This window comes from Ensifer sp. Root278, assembly GCF_001429285.1.
Classification (GTDB): domain Bacteria; phylum Pseudomonadota; class Alphaproteobacteria; order Rhizobiales; family Rhizobiaceae; genus Ensifer.
This window is the reverse complement of record NZ_LMJJ01000034.1, coordinates 37,497-53,938: the sequence shown is the minus strand read 5'-3', so window position 1 is coordinate 53,938 and position 16,442 is coordinate 37,497. Positions and strand designations below refer to the sequence as shown.

Sequence of the window (16,442 nt, the reverse complement as noted above, 5' to 3'; positions counted from 1 at the left end):
GAAAGCGCACATTGTGCTTTCCTGCGGTTGCTCGGGATCAGTCACCGGGACGCGATCGGGTGACGGTGATGAAATCGGTGCCCTGGCCAGTCTCCAGCCCGCTTTCCGTGTCGGCGATCGAGAGCGACGAGCCCTCAGCCAGCAGTCCTTCAACCCGCTTGCGAACGTCGTCGGATATCGTCATTCGCGCCAGCGTGCGCTGTATGCCGTTATAAGCGAAGGGGTCGGCCTCAATGGAAATGCCGAGCCGCTTCTTCATCGAGGCGGGCAGGTGGTTTTCAAGCGAAACGCCGAACCATTTGCCTTCGGCGCCTTCTTCTTCATTGTGCCGGAACTGGAGGAAATGCGTCCCAAGGGCCTCTTCCGGTTTGTCGATGGTGAGGCCGGCTTCGAAAAGCGGCTTGAAACCTTGCCGCACGAGGATCTTGCCGTTCTGCGGCGGCGTTCGGCCGGCCTTACGCAGGAGCTTGTCGGTCAGTTCCGGCGTCAGCTTGCCATCGCTCTCGAGACCTTCGCCCGTCTGGAAGGCGCGGAGCGCCGCAATGGTTGCCGTGCCCGCATGGCCGTCGATCGAGCCGGGCGCGTATCCGAGGAATTCCAACGAGGTTTGAACCTCGCGCATGGTGTCGCGCGCGTCGCTGCGCGTGATCAGGATGCGGATCGGTTCTTCCATGGATCTGGAGGTGCCGGCACCGCCGGTCGGCTCTCTCATCGCCACTTCCACCGGCGTATCTCCGGCCTGGCTGATCGCCGGTCTGAGCGGAACATCGGATAGCGGCGGCTGGATATCTACCGGAACCGGACGGAAGAGGAGGGCGCTTTTAACCTCTGCGGGCGATATCTGCCGGTCCGAGATCAGCACATGCACGCCGCGCTCGGTCATCTTGTAGAGCGACGCGGCGAAAGCGCTCGGCAGGCGCACGCAGCCATGCGACGCGGGGTAGTCGGGCACATGTTTGGAGCCGTGCAGCGCAATACCAGACCAGGTGAGCCGCTGCATGAACGGCATCGGCGCGTTCGAATAGATGTTCGACTTATGATGGCGTCGCTTTTCGAGGATAGAGAAGATTCCGGTCGGCGTCGCATGGCCGGCCTTGCCGGTCGACACCGGTGACGTCGCAATCACGGCGTCGCCGTCATAGACGACGAGCGATTGCTGGTCTTTTGAGACAATGATTTGCAGCGGCCCGCGACTGCCTGCAAAGCCGGTGGCCGGCGACAAAAGCAGAGCGACGAAGCTGGCGGTGAGAGCGAAACGCGATACCATACACTCAACCCAACACGTGACTTGGCGAACGAGCCTAGCCGGCAATCTTTAAGGAATTCATCCAGTCCGTGTGTCGGCCACATCAAGGTTGCGTGATCGCCGCACGTTTACGTTCAGTGATCGCGTTTCCGGGTACCGAAGGTATAGCCGGTCTCGACGCTCTCCTTGCCGAACTTGTCGCGCAGCTTGTTCATGGCGTCTTCGGCCGCTGCCCGGCGGGTTGCCGCCGGATCGACAAGGTCCGGAGGGTCGGCCAGATCCGGGGCGGATAGATCGCTGACGCCAATCCCGATCAGCCGGTATTTCGTGCCATCCGCCTCTTTCTCCAGAAGCTGAAGCCCGGTGCGGAAAATGCGGTCGGCGAGCCGGGTGGGGCTGTCGAGCCGCCGGTTGCGGGTGCGAAGCTTGAAGTCGGTGGTTTTGAGCTTCAGAACGACGGTCTGGCCAGCGAGTTCGGACTTTCGCAGCCGGTGGGCCACCTGCTCGCTCAGGCGCCTAAGGTGCGTGACCAGGTCGTCGTAGCGTGCGATGTCGTCATTGAACGTCGTCTCCGCGGAAACGCTCTTCGCCTCGCCGTCGATTTCGACCGCCCTCTCGTCGAGCCCGCGCGACAGCCGATAGAGCCGCTGCCCCATGGTGCCATAACGGCGCATGAGGTCGGCTTCCTCCATGGTCTGCAATTGCCCGATCGTGCGCACGCCGTCGCGTTCCAGGGTGGCGGCGAAGGCCTTGCCGACCCCCCAGATCAGAGTGACCGGTTTTTCCCTCAGGAACTCCAGCGCCTCGGTCTGACCGATGACGGAAAAGCCGCGCGGCTTTTGCAGATCGGAAGCTACCTTGGCGAGGAACTTGCAATAGGAGAGGCCGACCGAAACGGTGATACCGATCTCCTGCTCGACACGGCGGGCGAAGCGCGCGAGTGTGCGCGCCGGCGGATCGTGGTGCAGTCGCTCGGTGCCTTTGAGCTCAAGAAAAGCTTCGTCGATCGACAGTGGCTGCACCAGCGGCGTCAACTCCTGCATCAGCGTCCGCACCTCGCGGCCGACGCGCGCATATTTCTCCATGTTGGGTTTGATGACCACGGCCTGCGGGCAGGCCTCCAGCGCCTTGAACATCGGCATTGCCGAGCGCACGCCGTGAATGCGGGCGATGTAGCAAGCCGTGGACACCACGCCGCGCTTGCCGCCGCCGATGATCACCGGCTTGTCGGCAAGCTCCGGATCGTCGCGTTTCTCGATCGACGCGTAGAAGGCGTCACAATCGATATGCGCCAAGGTCAGATCGTAGAGCTCGCTATGGCGCAGCAGGCGCGGACTGCCGCAGGCCGTGCAGCGCCGCGCGCTAGCGGCCTGTTCCTTGAGGCAGTCGCGGCAGAAGCCTGGAGATTGAGCAGCGCTGTCGGGCATATCAGGAACAAATATTGAACATCGCGACCTTACGCTCTACGCTAGTGAGTCTCAAGGGAGGCTCTGTTGGAAATCACACTCCAGTTCTCACCTGTCACGGCAGATAGTTGGGCGGATTTCGAGCAGCTTTTTGGGCCGAACGGTGCCTATGGCGGTTGCTGGTGCACCGCGTTGCGCCTGCCGCATTCCGTTCGAACGGCGATGCCGGCAAGGGAGCGCAGGGCCTTTATCAAGGCTCGTATCGATACCGCGCCGTCGCCCGGTATCCTCGGCTATTTCGAGGGAACGCCGGTGGCCTGGGTTCAGGTTGGTCCGCGCCAGGATGTTCCGCAGTTCAATTCGCCGTGCACGGTCGCGCGACCGTTGGAGGACCGTGAGGCGACCGATCCGACGATCTGGGCGCTGAGCTGTCTGTTCATGCAGTCGAAGCTGCGGGGCAGGGGCTTGAGCCATCAACTCGTGCGCGCCGCGATCGACCACGCCAGGGCGGGCGGCGCGCGCCATCTCGATGCTTGTCCGATCGATCGTGCCAAACAGTCCAAGTCAGTCGCCCTTTGGGTCGGCGCGACGACGGTCTTCGAGGCTGCGGGATTCGATGTCGTGGCGCGCCGCAAGGATGGTAGACCGCTGATGCGCTTGGATTTGCACTGATGGGAACCGGCGCTGAACTAACCCTCGAAATGCGCGCGGATGGTGGCCGCCGCTTCCGGCCAGTCGGCCACAGCGCGGATGCCGGCGTCCGGCTTTGGGGCAAGGGCGCGAAACTCCGCGTTAACCATCAGGTTGATCAGCAGGCAGGACGGCGTGTGATGCTGGACCGACTGCAGGTTGCGAAGAATATCATCCACGAAGACCAGCGGAACCGGGCGTCCGCCGTGCAAATTTTGGACGATCGGTCCCTTCGGTTCCTCGGAGGCAAGCAGCGGATAGGGAAGGCCAAGCCGGTCGAGCAAGGCACGGCGGACCGCCGCGTGATGCGGCGGCATCGCCGTCAGGAAAACGATGTCCGCTTCCTTCGACAGAGCAGCCAAAGTCTCGACGACCTGTGCAGCCGGCGTCTGCCAGCGATCCTGCGTCCCGTAGAAGGAATCAAGCAGGGCTTTGACCTCCGCCTCCGCCAGCGGTTGTTCGTTCGCGCGATCGATGATGTTGCCGGTCAGGCGGAACGATCGGGGCAGCAGCACGTGGCCGCAGCTATCGAGAAAGGCTTTGAAGGGATTGATGAATTCGAGCACGACTTCATCGACGTCACTGACGATCAGCGGGCGCTCTCGAAGCTGAATGCGGTCGCTTGTGGACGTGCCTGGCACGCTCAATCCTCAAAACCCGAATGGTCAGAAAGCGCCGCATGGGCGCGCACGACATCTTGCGGTGCCGTGCCGGTTGCCTGGCAGAATGCCATCAGCGTCGGCTCGTGGTCCATGAGAAAGGCGATGAGACCGCCCATGAAGCCGGGTTCGGCAATGGCATTGCGCAACGCCGTTGGATCGGTGCCCGTCAATGCCAGGAAACGGGACAGAAGCTCAGGCTCGCCCGCGAGCCAGGCAAGGATGTCGGTGGCGATTTCGTCAGCGCTCTTCAATGCTTCGTCCCCGTATGGTTTTTACGTGCGGAGTTACCTATTTTTCAACCAAATAGGCCTATCTCTGAAGTTGAGGAAATGGGTCGAGTCGTCGGCTCTGCAAGTTAAATGTCCTGAGGAGACTTGCAAGACGATGATGGACAGCAAGGGATCGACATGCCCAAACAGGTAATGATTGTTGAAGACAACGAGCTGAACATGAAACTGTTCCGCGACCTGATTGAGGCTTCCGGCTACGCGACGATCCAGACGCGCAACGGCATGGAGGCGCTCGAGCTCGCGCGCAAGCACCGGCCCGATCTCATTCTCATGGACATCCAGTTGCCGGAAGTATCCGGTCTGGAAGTGACGAAATGGCTGAAGGAAGATGACGAGCTTCACGTCATTCCGGTCATTGCGGTCACCGCATTTGCGATGAAGGGCGACGAGGAACGGATCCGCCAGGGTGGATGCGAAGCCTATGTTTCCAAGCCGATTTCCGTACCGAAGTTCATAGAAACGATCAAAACCTACCTGGGCGATGCCTGAGCGGCGGGAAAATTGATATGACTGCGCGTATTCTTGTCGTTGATGATGTTCCGGCCAATGTGAAGTTGCTCGAAGCCCGGCTGCTCGCCGAGTATTTCGATGTACTGACGGCCAATGACGGCTATTCGGCGCTGGCGCTTTGCGAGAAGACGCCCATCGATCTCGTGCTTCTCGACGTTATGATGCCCGGCCTCGATGGCTTCGAGGTCTGCGAACGTCTGAAGGCCAATCCGCGCACGGCGCATATTCCCGTCGTCATGGTGACGGCGCTCGACCAGCCGTCGGATCGCGTGCGCGGCCTGAAGGCCGGCGCCGACGACTTCCTGACCAAGCCCGTCAACGATCTCCAGCTAATGTCGCGCGTGAAGAGCCTGGTGCGGTTGAAGAATGTCAGCGATGAATTGCGCCTGCGCGCCCAGACGGCGCAGACCATCGGCCTCGAAGACGTCGGCGGTGCGGATCGTCCGGACGAGCCGGGCAATGTTCTGCTCGTCGATGGCCGTGGCTCGTCACAGGAGCGGCTGCAACGCGCCCTCAAGCCGATCGCCGATGTTTCGGTGATTTCCGATCCGCAGGCGGCGCTCTTCGAAGCGGCCGAGAACAACTTCGACCTGGTCATCGTCAATGCGAATTTCGACGACTACGATCCCCTGCGGCTGTGTTCGCAGTTGCGCTCGCTGGAGCGGACGCGCTTCATCCCGATCCTCTTGATCGCGGAGCAGGGCAGCGACGAGATGGTGGTGCGTGCGCTCGATCTCGGCGTGACCGATTATCTGATGCGGCCGGTTGATCCCAATGAACTGATTGCCCGCTCCATGACCCAGATCCGGCGCAAGCATTGCAATGACAGGCTGCGCTCGAGCGTGCAGCAGACCATCGAACTTGCCGTCACCGATGGCCTGACAGGCTTGCACAACCGCCGCTATTTCGACACCCACCTGAAACTGTTGATGGACCGGGCTGCGGCGCGCGGCCGGCCGCTCTCCATCTGCATGACCGACATCGACCGTTTCAAACAGGTCAACGATACCTACGGCCATGATGCCGGCGACGAAGTGCTGCGGGAGTTCGCCAACCGCATTCGCACCACCGTGCGCGGGGCCGATCTTGCCTGCCGCTTCGGCGGAGAGGAATTCGTCGTCGTGATGCCGGATACGTCGGCTGAAATGGCGGCGGGCGTCGCCGAGCGCTTGCGCATGATTATCGAAAGCCTGCCGTTCCCGGTTCCGCAGGCGGATGGCGTTTTGAAGGTAACGGCGTCGATGGGAATAGCGACGCTCAGGCCGGGTGCTGACACGGCCGAGGCTCTGCTGAAGCGCGCGGATACGGCGCTCTACCAGGCCAAGCACGAGGGCCGCAACCGCGTGGTGGCGGCGGCCGCCTGAGCGTTTGTCCGTCCAATCCGGGCGCTCCGCGACCCAGTGATTTTCTTGGGGCACCTCTTGCGGGTCGCATTTAAAGTTGTATTCTCGCCACAGCCGATGCTACCGGGGAGTTTGGGTAGCCGCGGCGCCCATGCGCGTGCCTGTCTTACTCTGATACAGAATTAACCATGCGCTTAGCGGCACCGCTTCGCGCATTAAGAATTCGTTGATTTTTTTCCATTTTCAGGTGATGCTGATGAACAAGTAGGCATCGCCTACCAACATTTTGCTTACCCCATGATGCTCAGGTCCGCCGCATCTCCTGGGTCGTGGGGTCGGTCGGTTGGCTTTTGACTTCTGCGGAATCCTCGTGCCGCAGTCAGACGCCAGCCGACCCCCTTTTCCGAAGCGCCGTCCCATCTTGGGGCGGCGTTTTTTGCTTTCTCGGTTCCGGGCGAGGGGGCGCCGAGTCGGCATGTCTTTCAAGCATCCTTTGACCTGTCAGCGAGGCCAGCGGTGCCTTGCGTGCCATTTCCCGGACGTCCAAAAGGAAAGGGCGCCTGACCTTGCGGTCGGCGCCCTAAATCCCCGAGAAACGGTCGATCTTACTTGATCTTGGTTTCCTTGAACTCGACGTGCTTCTTGACGACCGGGTCGTACTTGGTCTTGGTCATCTTTTCCGTCATCGTACGGCTGTTCTTGGTCGTGACGTAGAAGAAACCCGTGTCGGCTGTCGAAAGCAGCTTGATCTTGATGGTGGTGGCTTTTGCCATGGTCGTCCTGCCTTTGTAACAATGAAAGCCGTGGACAACCGGTTGCGGGCCACGGGCAAGGTTGGCGCGAAACTACAAATCGCGGCCGAAAAGTCAAGGCCGTTTTGGATTCAAAACGATCCTGACCACCGAAAGCGCGACATAGAGGCCGAAAAATCCGGCGATCGCCCAGGCAAAGCCATTGTTGCCGGTGGCATCCATTGAAGCACCGATGGCCTGCGGCCCCGCAACGGTGCCGACGGCATAGGAGAACACGAAAGCGGCGTTGGCGGCGGCAAGATCGGCGCCCTGCAGCCGCGAGCCAAGGTGGCTGAGGCCGACCGTGTAGAGCCCGGAGACGCAGCCGCCCCAGAACAGCAACACGATCGCCATCAGGAACCAGCTTTCGACCAGAAGCGGCAGGAACAGCGCGCCAACAAGGCCGATAACAGTCATGGCCGAGAGCAGGGTGCGCCGGTCTTTGACGCGGTCGGACAACATGCCGACCGGGATCTGGAAGATGAAATTTCCGACCCCCATGACAGTCAGCAGGAGGGCCGCCTGCGATTCGCTGAAACCGGCTCTCGTGCCGAAGATGAGGAACAGCGAAAGACCGCCTGATTCGACCGCGCCGAAGATGAACACGGCGGCGGTTGCGGTGGGCACGAGGAAGACGTAGCGCAGGAAATGCCGCTCCGGCTTCTCGTCTATGACGGGGCTTTCGTCGCGTGCGAGGAAGATCGGCACCGAGGCAAGCAGGATGACGCCGGCGCCAACCATGAAAGGCAGGATGCCTTCACTGCCGAGGATTGAAAACAACAGCGGCCCGGTCAGGAAGCCCAGCGACAGGAACGTGCCATAGATGCCGAGCACGAAGCCGCGCTTTGCCGGCGGCGCCGTGGCGTTGATCCAGAACTCGGAGAGAATGAAGAGGACGGTGATCGCCCCATGGAAAACGATCCGCAGCGGGAACCAGAGCCAGAAGTTGGTAATGTAGTAAAAGCCGAACGAACTCGTTGCTGCGATCAGGACGGCCCACAGCATTGTCGGCGCGACGCCGTGTCTATGAGCGAACTTGGTCGTGAACGGGGCGGCAACCATCGATGCCACGCCAGCCATGGCGGAGTTCAAGCCGATCAGCGTCGAGGAGATTCCGCGCTTCTCCATGATGATCGACAGGAGCGGCAGACCGAGACCAATTGCAATGCCGACCGCACTGATCGCTGCAACGGCGGCGATCAGCGACCGCCAGTGAATTTCCTCAACCGGTGCAACTGTACCGGGCGACGGCTGTGACATGCGACGAGGGTCCTTAGAGCAACGTGCGGACGAGGCGCCCACGGCGCGCGGCATAAAGTGGCACCTCTCGTTCGCAGGGGAGCGACGGATCGGTGTCGAGACTGCTTCTGAGGTCAGCAAGTATGATGGCGGTGATGTCGGGTATCCGTAGAGACGGAGAATCGTTCACATCGATCCACTGCAAATCCTGAAGCTCCCGGCTGTCCAGGAAGCGTGTCGGATCGATTTTGGCCTCGTCCGCAAACAATGCGAAGAAGCGCGTATCGAACCGCCGCGCGTGGCCCGGAGGGGTAATGGCCCGAGCCATATAGCGCAACTTTGCAAGATCGGGAAGAAATGGAACCGGCGCTGTGGCAGAGGGAGCCGGTTGCCCGACGGCGATGCCGGCCTCTTCGTAAAGTTCGCGCAGTGCGGCAAGGGCAAGCGCGCGTGCGCGTGCATCCGTCAGCTCGCGCGTGCCGGCCGCCTTCAGCGCATGCAGGACGGAAGGGTGCAGGTCGGAGCCGAAGCCGATGCGGTGATCGCCGGCATCGCGCCGCCCACCGGGGAAGACATAGAGATCCGGCATGAAGACATGGGCGCTGTGCCGTTTGCCCATCAGGACGCGCACGCGTCCCCCTTGGCGGTCAAGCAGCATGACGGAGGCCGCATCGCGTGGCCTGACGGCTGCGGAACGTTGGCGTTCGACCTCGCCGCCCAGGCCCCGCGCAGACGTCATGCCCTGTCGTCTCGCGGCGGCAGGACATCTTCCGGTGCGTCTTCGTGGCCGCCGAAACCGTGCATCCTGAGCGCCCATTGCAAGCCGATGACGGCACCCTTGATCGGCTGCAGCAGCGCCAACGAACTGATCACGGTGATCGGTGCCCAGATTGCCAGATGCTGCCACGTTGTCAGCGGCAGGATGAGATCGGTCATCATGTAGCCCGCAAGCACGACGTGGCCGACGATCGTCACGACGATATAGGGCGGGAAGTCATCGGCGCGGTGATGGTCCATGCGTTCGCCGCAGGCGGCGCAGGCATCGACGGACTTGACGTAGCTGCGAAACAGCTTGCCGCTGCCACAGGCCGGGCAACGGCCGAGAAAGCCGCGCTTCATCGAAAGGCCAACGGAGCGCTTGTCGCTTTCGCTACCGCCCAGTTGAAGTGTTTCGCCTGCCGCTGCTTTCATGCCTAATCCTCTGCCTTACGGGAGTTCTAACGCCTGCCTCGCGGCGGCCGCGTTCCCGGCGTCTTACGTGCTCCGGTGCGATCGCGCCGGCCGGACTTGTGGAAGGAGCGCGTTGCCGTCGGCATCTTGCGCCCCTCGCTTTGCATCTCGAACCTGAGCGCACCCGCAAGCGGCACAGCTTCAACGAGCTTAACGCGCACCGGATCGCCGAGGCGATAGCCGAGCCCGGTCTTTTCGCCGGAAAGCGCCTGATGCGCCTCATCATAGATGAAGTAGTCGCGCCCGAGCGTAGATATCGGAACGAAGCCATCGGCGCCATAGGCGGGCAGGGTGACAAAGAGTCCCGCCTTGGTGACGCCGGAGACGCGGCCTTCGAATTCCTCGCCGACACGGCCATTCAGATGGTGTGCGATCAGCCGGTCGACGGTGTCGCGCTCCGCCGCCATGGCGCGACGCTCGAAGGTCGAGATCTCGGCGGCGATGTCGTCGAGCACGCCCTCTTCCTGCGGCGTCAGCCCGCCTTCGCCAAGGCCGAGCGAGGCAACCAGCGCCCGGTGCACGATCAGGTCGGCATAGCGCCGGATAGGCGAGGTGAAATGTGCGTACTTCAAAAGGTTCAGGCCGAAGTGCCCGATGTTCTCGGGGCTGTAGATCGCCTGGCTCTGCGACCGCAGCACCATCTCGTTGACCATCGTCTCGAAGGGTTTTCCCTCGGCCTTGGCGAGAATGCCGTTGAAATGGTTCGAGCGCATGTTGCCGCCCTTGACGAGCGAGATGTCGAGCGTCGCCAGGAACTCGCGCAGGCTTTCCTGCTTGGCGAGCGACGGCTGGTCGTGCACGCGATAGATCAGCACCTGGCGCTTCTGCTCCAGCGTCTCGGCGGCCGCGACGTTTGCCTGGATCATCATCTCTTCGATCAGCTTGTGGGCGTCGAGGCGTTCCGGGACGAAAACGCGATCGACCGTGCCGTCGGGCTTCAGGATGATCTTGCGCTCGGGCATGTTGAGTTCGAGCGGCTGGCGCCGGTCGCGCCCGCGCGTGAGGATCCGATAGGCTTCCCAGAGCGGCTTCAGGATCGCGTCGAGGATCGGCCCGGTCTTGTCGTCCGGGTTGCCGTCGATCGCCGCCTGTGCCTGCTGATAGGAGAGCTTGGCAGCACTCTTCATCATGATGCGGTGGAAGGTGTGGCCGGCCTTGCGGCCTTCCTTGGAGAAGCGCATGCGCACGGCAAGCGCCGGACGATCGACGCCTTCCTTCAGCGAGCAGAGGTCGTTCGAAATCCGTTCGGGCAGCATCGGTACCACCCGGTCGGGGAAATAGACCGAGTTGCCGCGCTTCAGCGCTTCCAGGTCCAGCGCCGATTTCGGACGGACGTAATAGGAGACGTCGGCGATTGCGACCGTGACGATGACGCCGCCGGGATTGTCCTCGGACGGGTCGGGTTCGGCATAAACCGCATCGTCGTGATCTTTGGCATCGGCCGGGTCGATGGTGATCAGCGGCAGCGTGCGCCAATCCTCGCGATGGGCCATGGTGGCGGGACCGGCGGCGTTCGCCTCTTCGATCACACGCTCGGGGAAGATGTGGGGGATGCCATGCGCGTGGATGGCAATCATCGAGATTGCCTTCTCCGAGGCCACGGAGCCGATGACGTTTTGGACCTGGGCCCGTGGCAGACCGTAGCGACCGAGGCGCGAGAGCTGCACTTCGACCAGATCGCCATCCTGCGCGTTGCCGGTGAACTCCGGATCGACGAGCACTTCTTCGCCGCGCTTCTCGATCGGCATCAGCCGGCCGCCGCCGCCTGGAGTGGCGCGGAAGACGCCGAGCACGGCGTCCTTGCGCTTGTCGAGAACCTTGATGATGCGCGCCGTATAGGCAGGACCGCCACGCTCCTTGGCGGGGAAGATCTTGGCGAGCACCCGGTCGCCGAGACCGCCGACCGGTACCTTGCCCTTGGCCTTGCCGACAACCGACTGCTTGATCAGCACCGCCGGCGCGACGCCGTCATCGTCCAGCCACTCGGCGGGACGGCCGATCAGTTCGCCGTCGACGTCGCGGATGGTGATGTCGAGCACGGTCACCGGGGGCAGGGCTCCGGGACGCACCAGCGACTTGCGCTTCTTTTCGACGAGGCCGTCCACTTCCAGCGACTTCAGCAGCGCCTTGAGCTCGACACGGGTATCGCCCTTGAGCCCGAAGGCCTTGGCGATCTCGCGCTTGGAGGCGCGGTCCGGGTTTTCGGCAATGAAACGCATCAGCACGTCACGCGGCGGAACCGCGCCGTGGATGATGGGCTCGCTTGCCGGAGCCGGTCCTCCCTTGGCCGCGCGAGCAGGCTTCTTGCCCATGGCTCTTCTGCCGGACTGTTCGGTCGGATCGCGCGGTATTCTGGTCAAGATCAGCCCTTCTTGGCCTTGGCGGCCGTCTTCGTTTTGCTCTTGGCAGGTGCCTTGGCCTTGGTCGACTTGGTTGCGCCGTCCTCGGACTTTGCCGCCGCCTTGGTCGTCTTGGCCTTCACGGGCTTGCCCTTGGTAGTTCCACCCTTGGCGGCACGCTCCGAAATCAGCACGAGTGCCTCCTCGACCGTCACCGACTGCGGATCCTTGCCCTTCGGCAGCGTCGCGTTGACCTTGCCCCAGTTTACATAGGGGCCATAGCGACCGTCACGAACGGTGATGGAGCCGCCGTCCGGGTGGTCGCCAAGTTCCTTGAGCGAGGCGGCGGCGGTGCGGCCACGCCCGGCACCGGCCTTCGACTGCTTGTCGGCGAGAACCGACACGGCGCGATTGAGGCCGATCGAGAAGACGTCTTCGATCGATTCGAGATTGGCATAGGTGCCGTCGTGCAGCACGAACGGTCCGTAGCGGCCAAGGCCGGTCGAGATCATCTTGCCGCTTTCGGGGTGCGCGCCGATATCGCGCGGCAGCGACAGCAGCGCGACCGCCTTCTCATGGTCGATCGTCGATGGCGTCCAGCCCTTCGGCAGGCTCGAGCGCTTCGCTTCCTTGCCGTCGCCGCGCTGGACATAGGGGCCGAAACGGCCGCTGCGCAGGGTGATTTCCTCGCCGGTATGCGGATCCTTGCCGAGCGCCTGCGGTTCATTGGAGACCGCCGCTTCCTGGTCGCCGTTGCTTTCGGAGGAAAGCTGGCGGGTGAAGTTGCACTCCGGATAGTTCGAGCAGCCGACGAAGGCGCCATATTTGCCAAGCTTCAGCGACAGCTTGCCGGTGCCGCAGACCTGGCAGATGCGTGGATCACCGCCGTCTTCGCGCTTCGGGAAGACCAGCGGCGCCAGTTCCTCGTTCAGCGCATCGAGCACGTTGGTGACGCGCAGCTCCTTTGTTTCCTCGATCTGTGCGAAGAAATCCTTCCAGAAGTCGCGAAGTACATCCTTCCAGTTGACCTCACCGGCCGAGACCTGGTCGAGCTTTTCTTCGAGCGACGCCGTGAAGTCGTAGCCGACATAGCGCGTGAAGAAGCTTTCCAGAAACGCCGTCACCAACCGCCCCTTGGCCTGGGGTATGAGCTTGCGCTTGTCGTTGGTGATGTAGTCGCGGTCGAGCAGGGTCGTGACCGTCGCGGCATAGGTCGACGGCCGGCCGATGCCGAGCTCTTCCATCTTCTTGATCAGGCTCGCTTCCGAGTAGCGCGGGGGCGGCTCGGTGAAGTGCTGCGAGGCGTTGATCTTCTGCTTGGCGAGGTTTTCGCGCGCGTTGATTTCCGGCAGGCGGCCATCCTCCTCGCCATCATCCGTCTGCTCGCTGTCTTCCTTGGCATCCGTATAGGCGGCGATGAAGCCGTCGAAGCGGATGACCGAGCCGGTGGCGCGCAGGCCCGCCTTCTGGCCGCCGTTGTCGGCAGTGATTTCTGCCGTGGTGCGCTCGATCTCGGCCGATGCCATCTGGCTCGCGATGCCACGCTTCCAGACCAGATCGTAGAGGCGCAGCATGTCACCGTCGAGGAAGCGGCGGACCTGGTCCGGCGTCCGATTGAAGTCGGTCGGGCGGATGGCTTCGTGCGCTTCCTGGGCGTTCTTCGCCTTGGTCGAATAGAAACGCGGCTTTTCCGGCAGGTAGCGGTCGCCGAACTGGCTGGCAATCGCCTTGCGCGAGGCCTCGACCGCTTCCGGCGCCATCTGCACGCCGTCGGTACGCATATAGGTGATCAGACCGACCGTCTCGCCGCCGATGTCGACGCCTTCATAGAGCTTCTGCGCGACCTGCATGGTGCGCGATGCGGAGAAGCCGAGTTTGGAGGAGGCGGCCTGCTGCAGTGTTGAGGTGGTGAAAGGCGGCGACGGGTTACGCTTGACCGGCTTTGCCTCGATGCTGTCGACGACATAGGCGGCGCCATCGAGCAGGGTCTTCAGCCGGTTGGCCTCTTCGCCGTTGCCGACAGCCCTTGGCGCGAGGCGCTTGCCATCGGCCGAGACGAGGCGGGCCTCGAACTCGTCGCCGCGCGGGGTCTTCAGCAGCGCGGAGATGTTCCAGTATTCCTCGGAGATGAAGCGCTCGATCTCGGACTCGCGATCGCAGACAAGGCGCAGCGTGACGGACTGCACACGGCCGGCCGAGCGGGCGCCCGGAAGCTTGCGCCAGAGGACCGGCGACAGGTTGAAGCCGACGAGATAGTCGAGCGCGCGGCGCGCCAGATAGGCGTCGACCAGCGAGATGTCGATGTCGCGCGGATGGGCGATCGCCTCGAGCACGGCCTTCTTGGTGATGGCGTTGAAGGCGACGCGCTTCACCGGCTTGTCGCCGAGCACCTTCTTTTTCTTCAAGAGGTCGAGCACGTGCCAGGAAATGGCTTCGCCTTCGCGATCCGGGTCGGTTGCGAGAATGAGGCCGTCAGCGGACTTTACCGCGTCGGCAATGTCCTTCATGCGCTTGGCCGAGGCGCCATCGACCTCCCAGGACATTTCGAAGTCTTCATCCGGACGGACCGAACCGTCCTTCGCCGGCAGATCGCGCACATGGCCAAACGAAGCCAGCACCTTGTAGTTAGGCCCGAGGTACTTGTTGATCGTCTTTGCCTTGGAAGGCGACTCCACCACTACAACATTCATCGTCATTTTCTGAGACAACCGGTTCTGGTTCGGGCGTCAGCGCTGTCAGCGCCGTGTGTCGCCTGGTATCGATGCCCCGAAATGGACAGGGATTCGTGCGGGGTCAAGAGGGTTCACCCAAAATAACGATGAGAGGAGGTGATGCAACTCATGCAAGATTGCATCGCATCTGCAATCTGGAATGGGTGCCTGCTCGCTTCCTCACGGCCGCGGGGTCGCCATCGCCGGTGCTCATTCGCTTGCCGTGAGAGACACGAGTCCTCCGGCGTGGCGATCGAGCCGCCCAGCGAGATCGAGCTCTAGGAGAAGAAGGTAGACCTGTGCCGGCGAAAGCCCGGTGTGCCTGACGATGTCGTCGGTTTCGACCGGCGTCGGACCAAGCGCATTGATGATGGCCGCACGGTCGCTGTCATTGGTCGCGGCAGGGGTGCTCGGTTGCGCATGCCCCTCCGGTTCCCTGACACTTGGCAAGCGTAGCTCGAACTGGCTGAGCGGCGCCAATGCTTCAAGGACATCGTCCGATGACGTCGTGACGATCGCGCCCTGCTTCAAAAGGTCGTTCGTGCCATGGCACCGGGGATCGAGTGGGGATCCCGGAACGGCAAAGACCAGCCGGCCGAAATCGGCGGCATAACGCGCGGTGATCAACGAGCCGGAGCGATTGGCCGCCTCGACGACGGTCACGCCGAGGCTGACGCCGGCAATCAGCCGGTTGCGCCGCGGGAAATCGCGTGCACGTGGCTCCCAGCCAAAGGGCATTTCGCTGATCGCCAGACCCCGGCCAGCGGTGATCTCATCCAGCAAGCCGATGTTTTCGGGCGGGTAGGGCCGATCCAAGCCGCCGGCAAGCGCGGCGATCGTGCCGGTTTCGAGGCTTGCGCGATGGGCGGCGGTATCGATGCCGCGCGCGAGACCCGAGGTGACGACATAGCCGGCGCGACCGGCATCGCGGGCAATCATCGCCGCGAACTTGGCGCCGCTGGCCGACGCGTTGCGCGAGCCGACAATGCCGAGCGACGGGCGGGTTGCTGCTTTGAGATCGCCCTTCATCGCGAGGAGAGGGGGAGCGCCGTCGATCTGCCGAAGCGCTGAAGGATAACCTGGCTCGCCGATGCCGACAAAGACCGCGCCGCAGCGTCGCGCCGCTTCCAGTTCCCGTTCGGCCTCGCTTACCGTTGCCACGCGATAGGCCTGTTTGGTCCCTCCGCGCCGGGATAGTTCTGGAAGCGCGTCGAGCGCGTTTTCCGCGGTGCCGAAGTGGTTGATCAGGTCCCTGAAGGCGATGGGGCCGACATTGTCGCTGCGGATCAGCCGCAGCCAGGATATTTTCTGTCGTTCAGTCAGCGCCACTCCGGTTCGTCCTGCGCTGTCCTCAGACATTATCCCTTGTCCCCGATCTTGCTTTCCGTGCCGGCGATCAGCCGTTGAATATTGGCGCGATGCTTCACCCAGCTAATGATGGTCATTGCCGCGAAGAGCAGGGCGACCTTTTCGTTCCCTACCGCGTAAAGTAGTACCGGAATGATAGCCGTTGCAACCAGGGCGGACAATGAGGAGTAACGGCTGATTTTCGCCATGGCGAGCCAGATCACCGCAAAGGCAAGCACCATGGCGGGAACGAGGCCGAGCAGGACGCCGATATAGGTGGCAACACCCTTGCCGCCCTTGAAGCCGAGCCAGACCGGATAGAGGTGGCCGATGAAGGCGGCGAAGCCGGCGGCGATCCCCGCTTCCACGCCCCAGTAGGAGGCGATGAAGGCCGCGGCGGTGCCCTTCAGGGCATCCAGAAGCAATGTTGCTGCCGCAAGTTTCCTGTTGCCGGTTCTCAGCACATTGGTCGCGCCGATGTTGCCCGAGCCGATCTTTCTGACGTCGCCCAGCCCGGCCATGCGGGTCAGGATCAGTCCGAATGGGATCGAGCCGAGCAGATAACCGAAGCCCAGGCTCAACAACGTCAAGGGCAGCCCAAGCTGCCAGGAAAATAGATCCACCGGTTCCCCTCCCGC

Annotated in this window: 15 protein-coding genes; 3 read left to right on the top strand and 12 right to left on the bottom strand. The window is 62.7% G+C overall.

What is annotated here, in order from left to right:
* Positions 1 to 37 precede the first annotated feature (37 nt).
* Together ASE60_RS20010 and ASE60_RS20005 are read right to left on the bottom strand one after the other, a co-directional pair.
* Positions 38 to 1,267 (bottom strand): L,D-transpeptidase family protein, encoded by a 1,230-nt coding sequence (locus ASE60_RS20010; RefSeq protein WP_057252295.1) that lies wholly within the window; start codon positions 1,265 to 1,267, stop codon positions 38 to 40.
* A 113-nt stretch (positions 1,268 to 1,380) separates the two neighbouring features.
* Entirely contained in the window at positions 1,381 to 2,673 is a 1,293-nt protein-coding gene (locus ASE60_RS20005) for a DNA polymerase IV (RefSeq protein WP_057252294.1), read from the bottom strand.
* 66 nt (positions 2,674 to 2,739) lie between these two features.
* Between ASE60_RS20005 and ASE60_RS20000 the strand changes: the two genes are divergently transcribed.
* Positions 2,740 to 3,324, top strand: a complete 585-nt coding sequence (locus tag ASE60_RS20000; RefSeq protein WP_057252293.1) for a GNAT family N-acetyltransferase — start codon at positions 2,740 to 2,742, stop codon at positions 3,322 to 3,324.
* A 17-nt stretch (positions 3,325 to 3,341) separates the two neighbouring features.
* Here ASE60_RS20000 and ASE60_RS19995 read toward each other — a convergent pair whose 3' ends face one another.
* Both ASE60_RS19995 and ASE60_RS19990 read right to left on the bottom strand, forming a co-directional pair.
* Entirely contained in the window at positions 3,342 to 3,983 is a 642-nt protein-coding gene (locus tag ASE60_RS19995; RefSeq protein ID WP_112947636.1) for a hypothetical protein, read from the bottom strand.
* Positions 3,984 to 3,985: 2 nt separating this feature from the next.
* Positions 3,986 to 4,255, bottom strand: a complete 270-nt coding sequence (locus ASE60_RS19990) for a DUF3572 domain-containing protein (protein ID WP_057252291.1) — start codon at positions 4,253 to 4,255, stop codon at positions 3,986 to 3,988.
* 156 nt (positions 4,256 to 4,411) lie between these two features.
* Here ASE60_RS19990 and ASE60_RS19985 point away from each other — a divergent pair, with 156 nt between their 5' ends.
* Positions 4,412 to 4,783, top strand: a complete 372-nt coding sequence (locus ASE60_RS19985; protein WP_003537642.1) for a response regulator — start codon at positions 4,412 to 4,414, stop codon at positions 4,781 to 4,783.
* A gap of 17 nt (positions 4,784 to 4,800) precedes the next feature.
* Positions 4,801 to 6,168 (top strand): PleD family two-component system response regulator, encoded by a 1,368-nt coding sequence (locus ASE60_RS19980; protein WP_057252290.1) that lies wholly within the window; start codon positions 4,801 to 4,803, stop codon positions 6,166 to 6,168.
* A 584-nt stretch (positions 6,169 to 6,752) separates the two neighbouring features.
* Here ASE60_RS19980 and rpmG read toward each other — a convergent pair.
* The 8 genes from rpmG to plsY form a co-directional block, all read right to left on the bottom strand.
* On the bottom strand, positions 6,753 to 6,920 hold the full coding sequence (rpmG, locus tag ASE60_RS19975; RefSeq protein WP_034795357.1) for a 50S ribosomal protein L33: 168 nt from the start codon (positions 6,918 to 6,920) through the stop codon (positions 6,753 to 6,755).
* A gap of 93 nt (positions 6,921 to 7,013) precedes the next feature.
* Complete coding sequence (locus ASE60_RS19970; protein WP_057252289.1) at positions 7,014 to 8,198, bottom strand: MFS transporter; 1,185 nt, start codon at positions 8,196 to 8,198, stop codon at positions 7,014 to 7,016.
* A 13-nt stretch (positions 8,199 to 8,211) separates the two neighbouring features.
* Positions 8,212 to 8,916, bottom strand: a complete 705-nt coding sequence (locus ASE60_RS19965; protein ID WP_057252288.1) for an NUDIX hydrolase — start codon at positions 8,914 to 8,916, stop codon at positions 8,212 to 8,214.
* Positions 8,913 to 9,368: a DUF983 domain-containing protein gene (locus tag ASE60_RS19960; protein ID WP_057252287.1), complete on the bottom strand. Its 456-nt coding sequence runs from the start codon at positions 9,366 to 9,368 to the stop codon at positions 8,913 to 8,915. The genes ASE60_RS19965 and ASE60_RS19960 overlap by 4 nt, the downstream gene beginning before the upstream one ends.
* 26 nt (positions 9,369 to 9,394) lie before the next feature.
* Entirely contained in the window at positions 9,395 to 11,767 is a 2,373-nt protein-coding gene (gene rnr / locus ASE60_RS19955) for a ribonuclease R (protein ID WP_057252286.1), read from the bottom strand.
* 2 nt (positions 11,768 to 11,769) lie between these two features.
* Positions 11,770 to 14,436: a type I DNA topoisomerase gene (gene topA / locus ASE60_RS19950; protein ID WP_057252867.1), complete on the bottom strand. Its 2,667-nt coding sequence runs from the start codon at positions 14,434 to 14,436 to the stop codon at positions 11,770 to 11,772.
* Between the two features lie 231 nt (positions 14,437 to 14,667).
* Positions 14,668 to 15,816 (bottom strand): DNA-processing protein DprA, encoded by a 1,149-nt coding sequence (gene dprA, locus ASE60_RS19945; RefSeq protein ID WP_057252285.1) that lies wholly within the window; start codon positions 15,814 to 15,816, stop codon positions 14,668 to 14,670.
* Entirely contained in the window at positions 15,816 to 16,427 is a 612-nt protein-coding gene (plsY, locus tag ASE60_RS19940) for a glycerol-3-phosphate 1-O-acyltransferase PlsY (RefSeq protein ID WP_057252284.1), read from the bottom strand. Before plsY ends, dprA begins: the two co-directional genes overlap by 1 nt.
* Between the last annotated feature and the right edge of the window lie 15 nt (positions 16,428 to 16,442).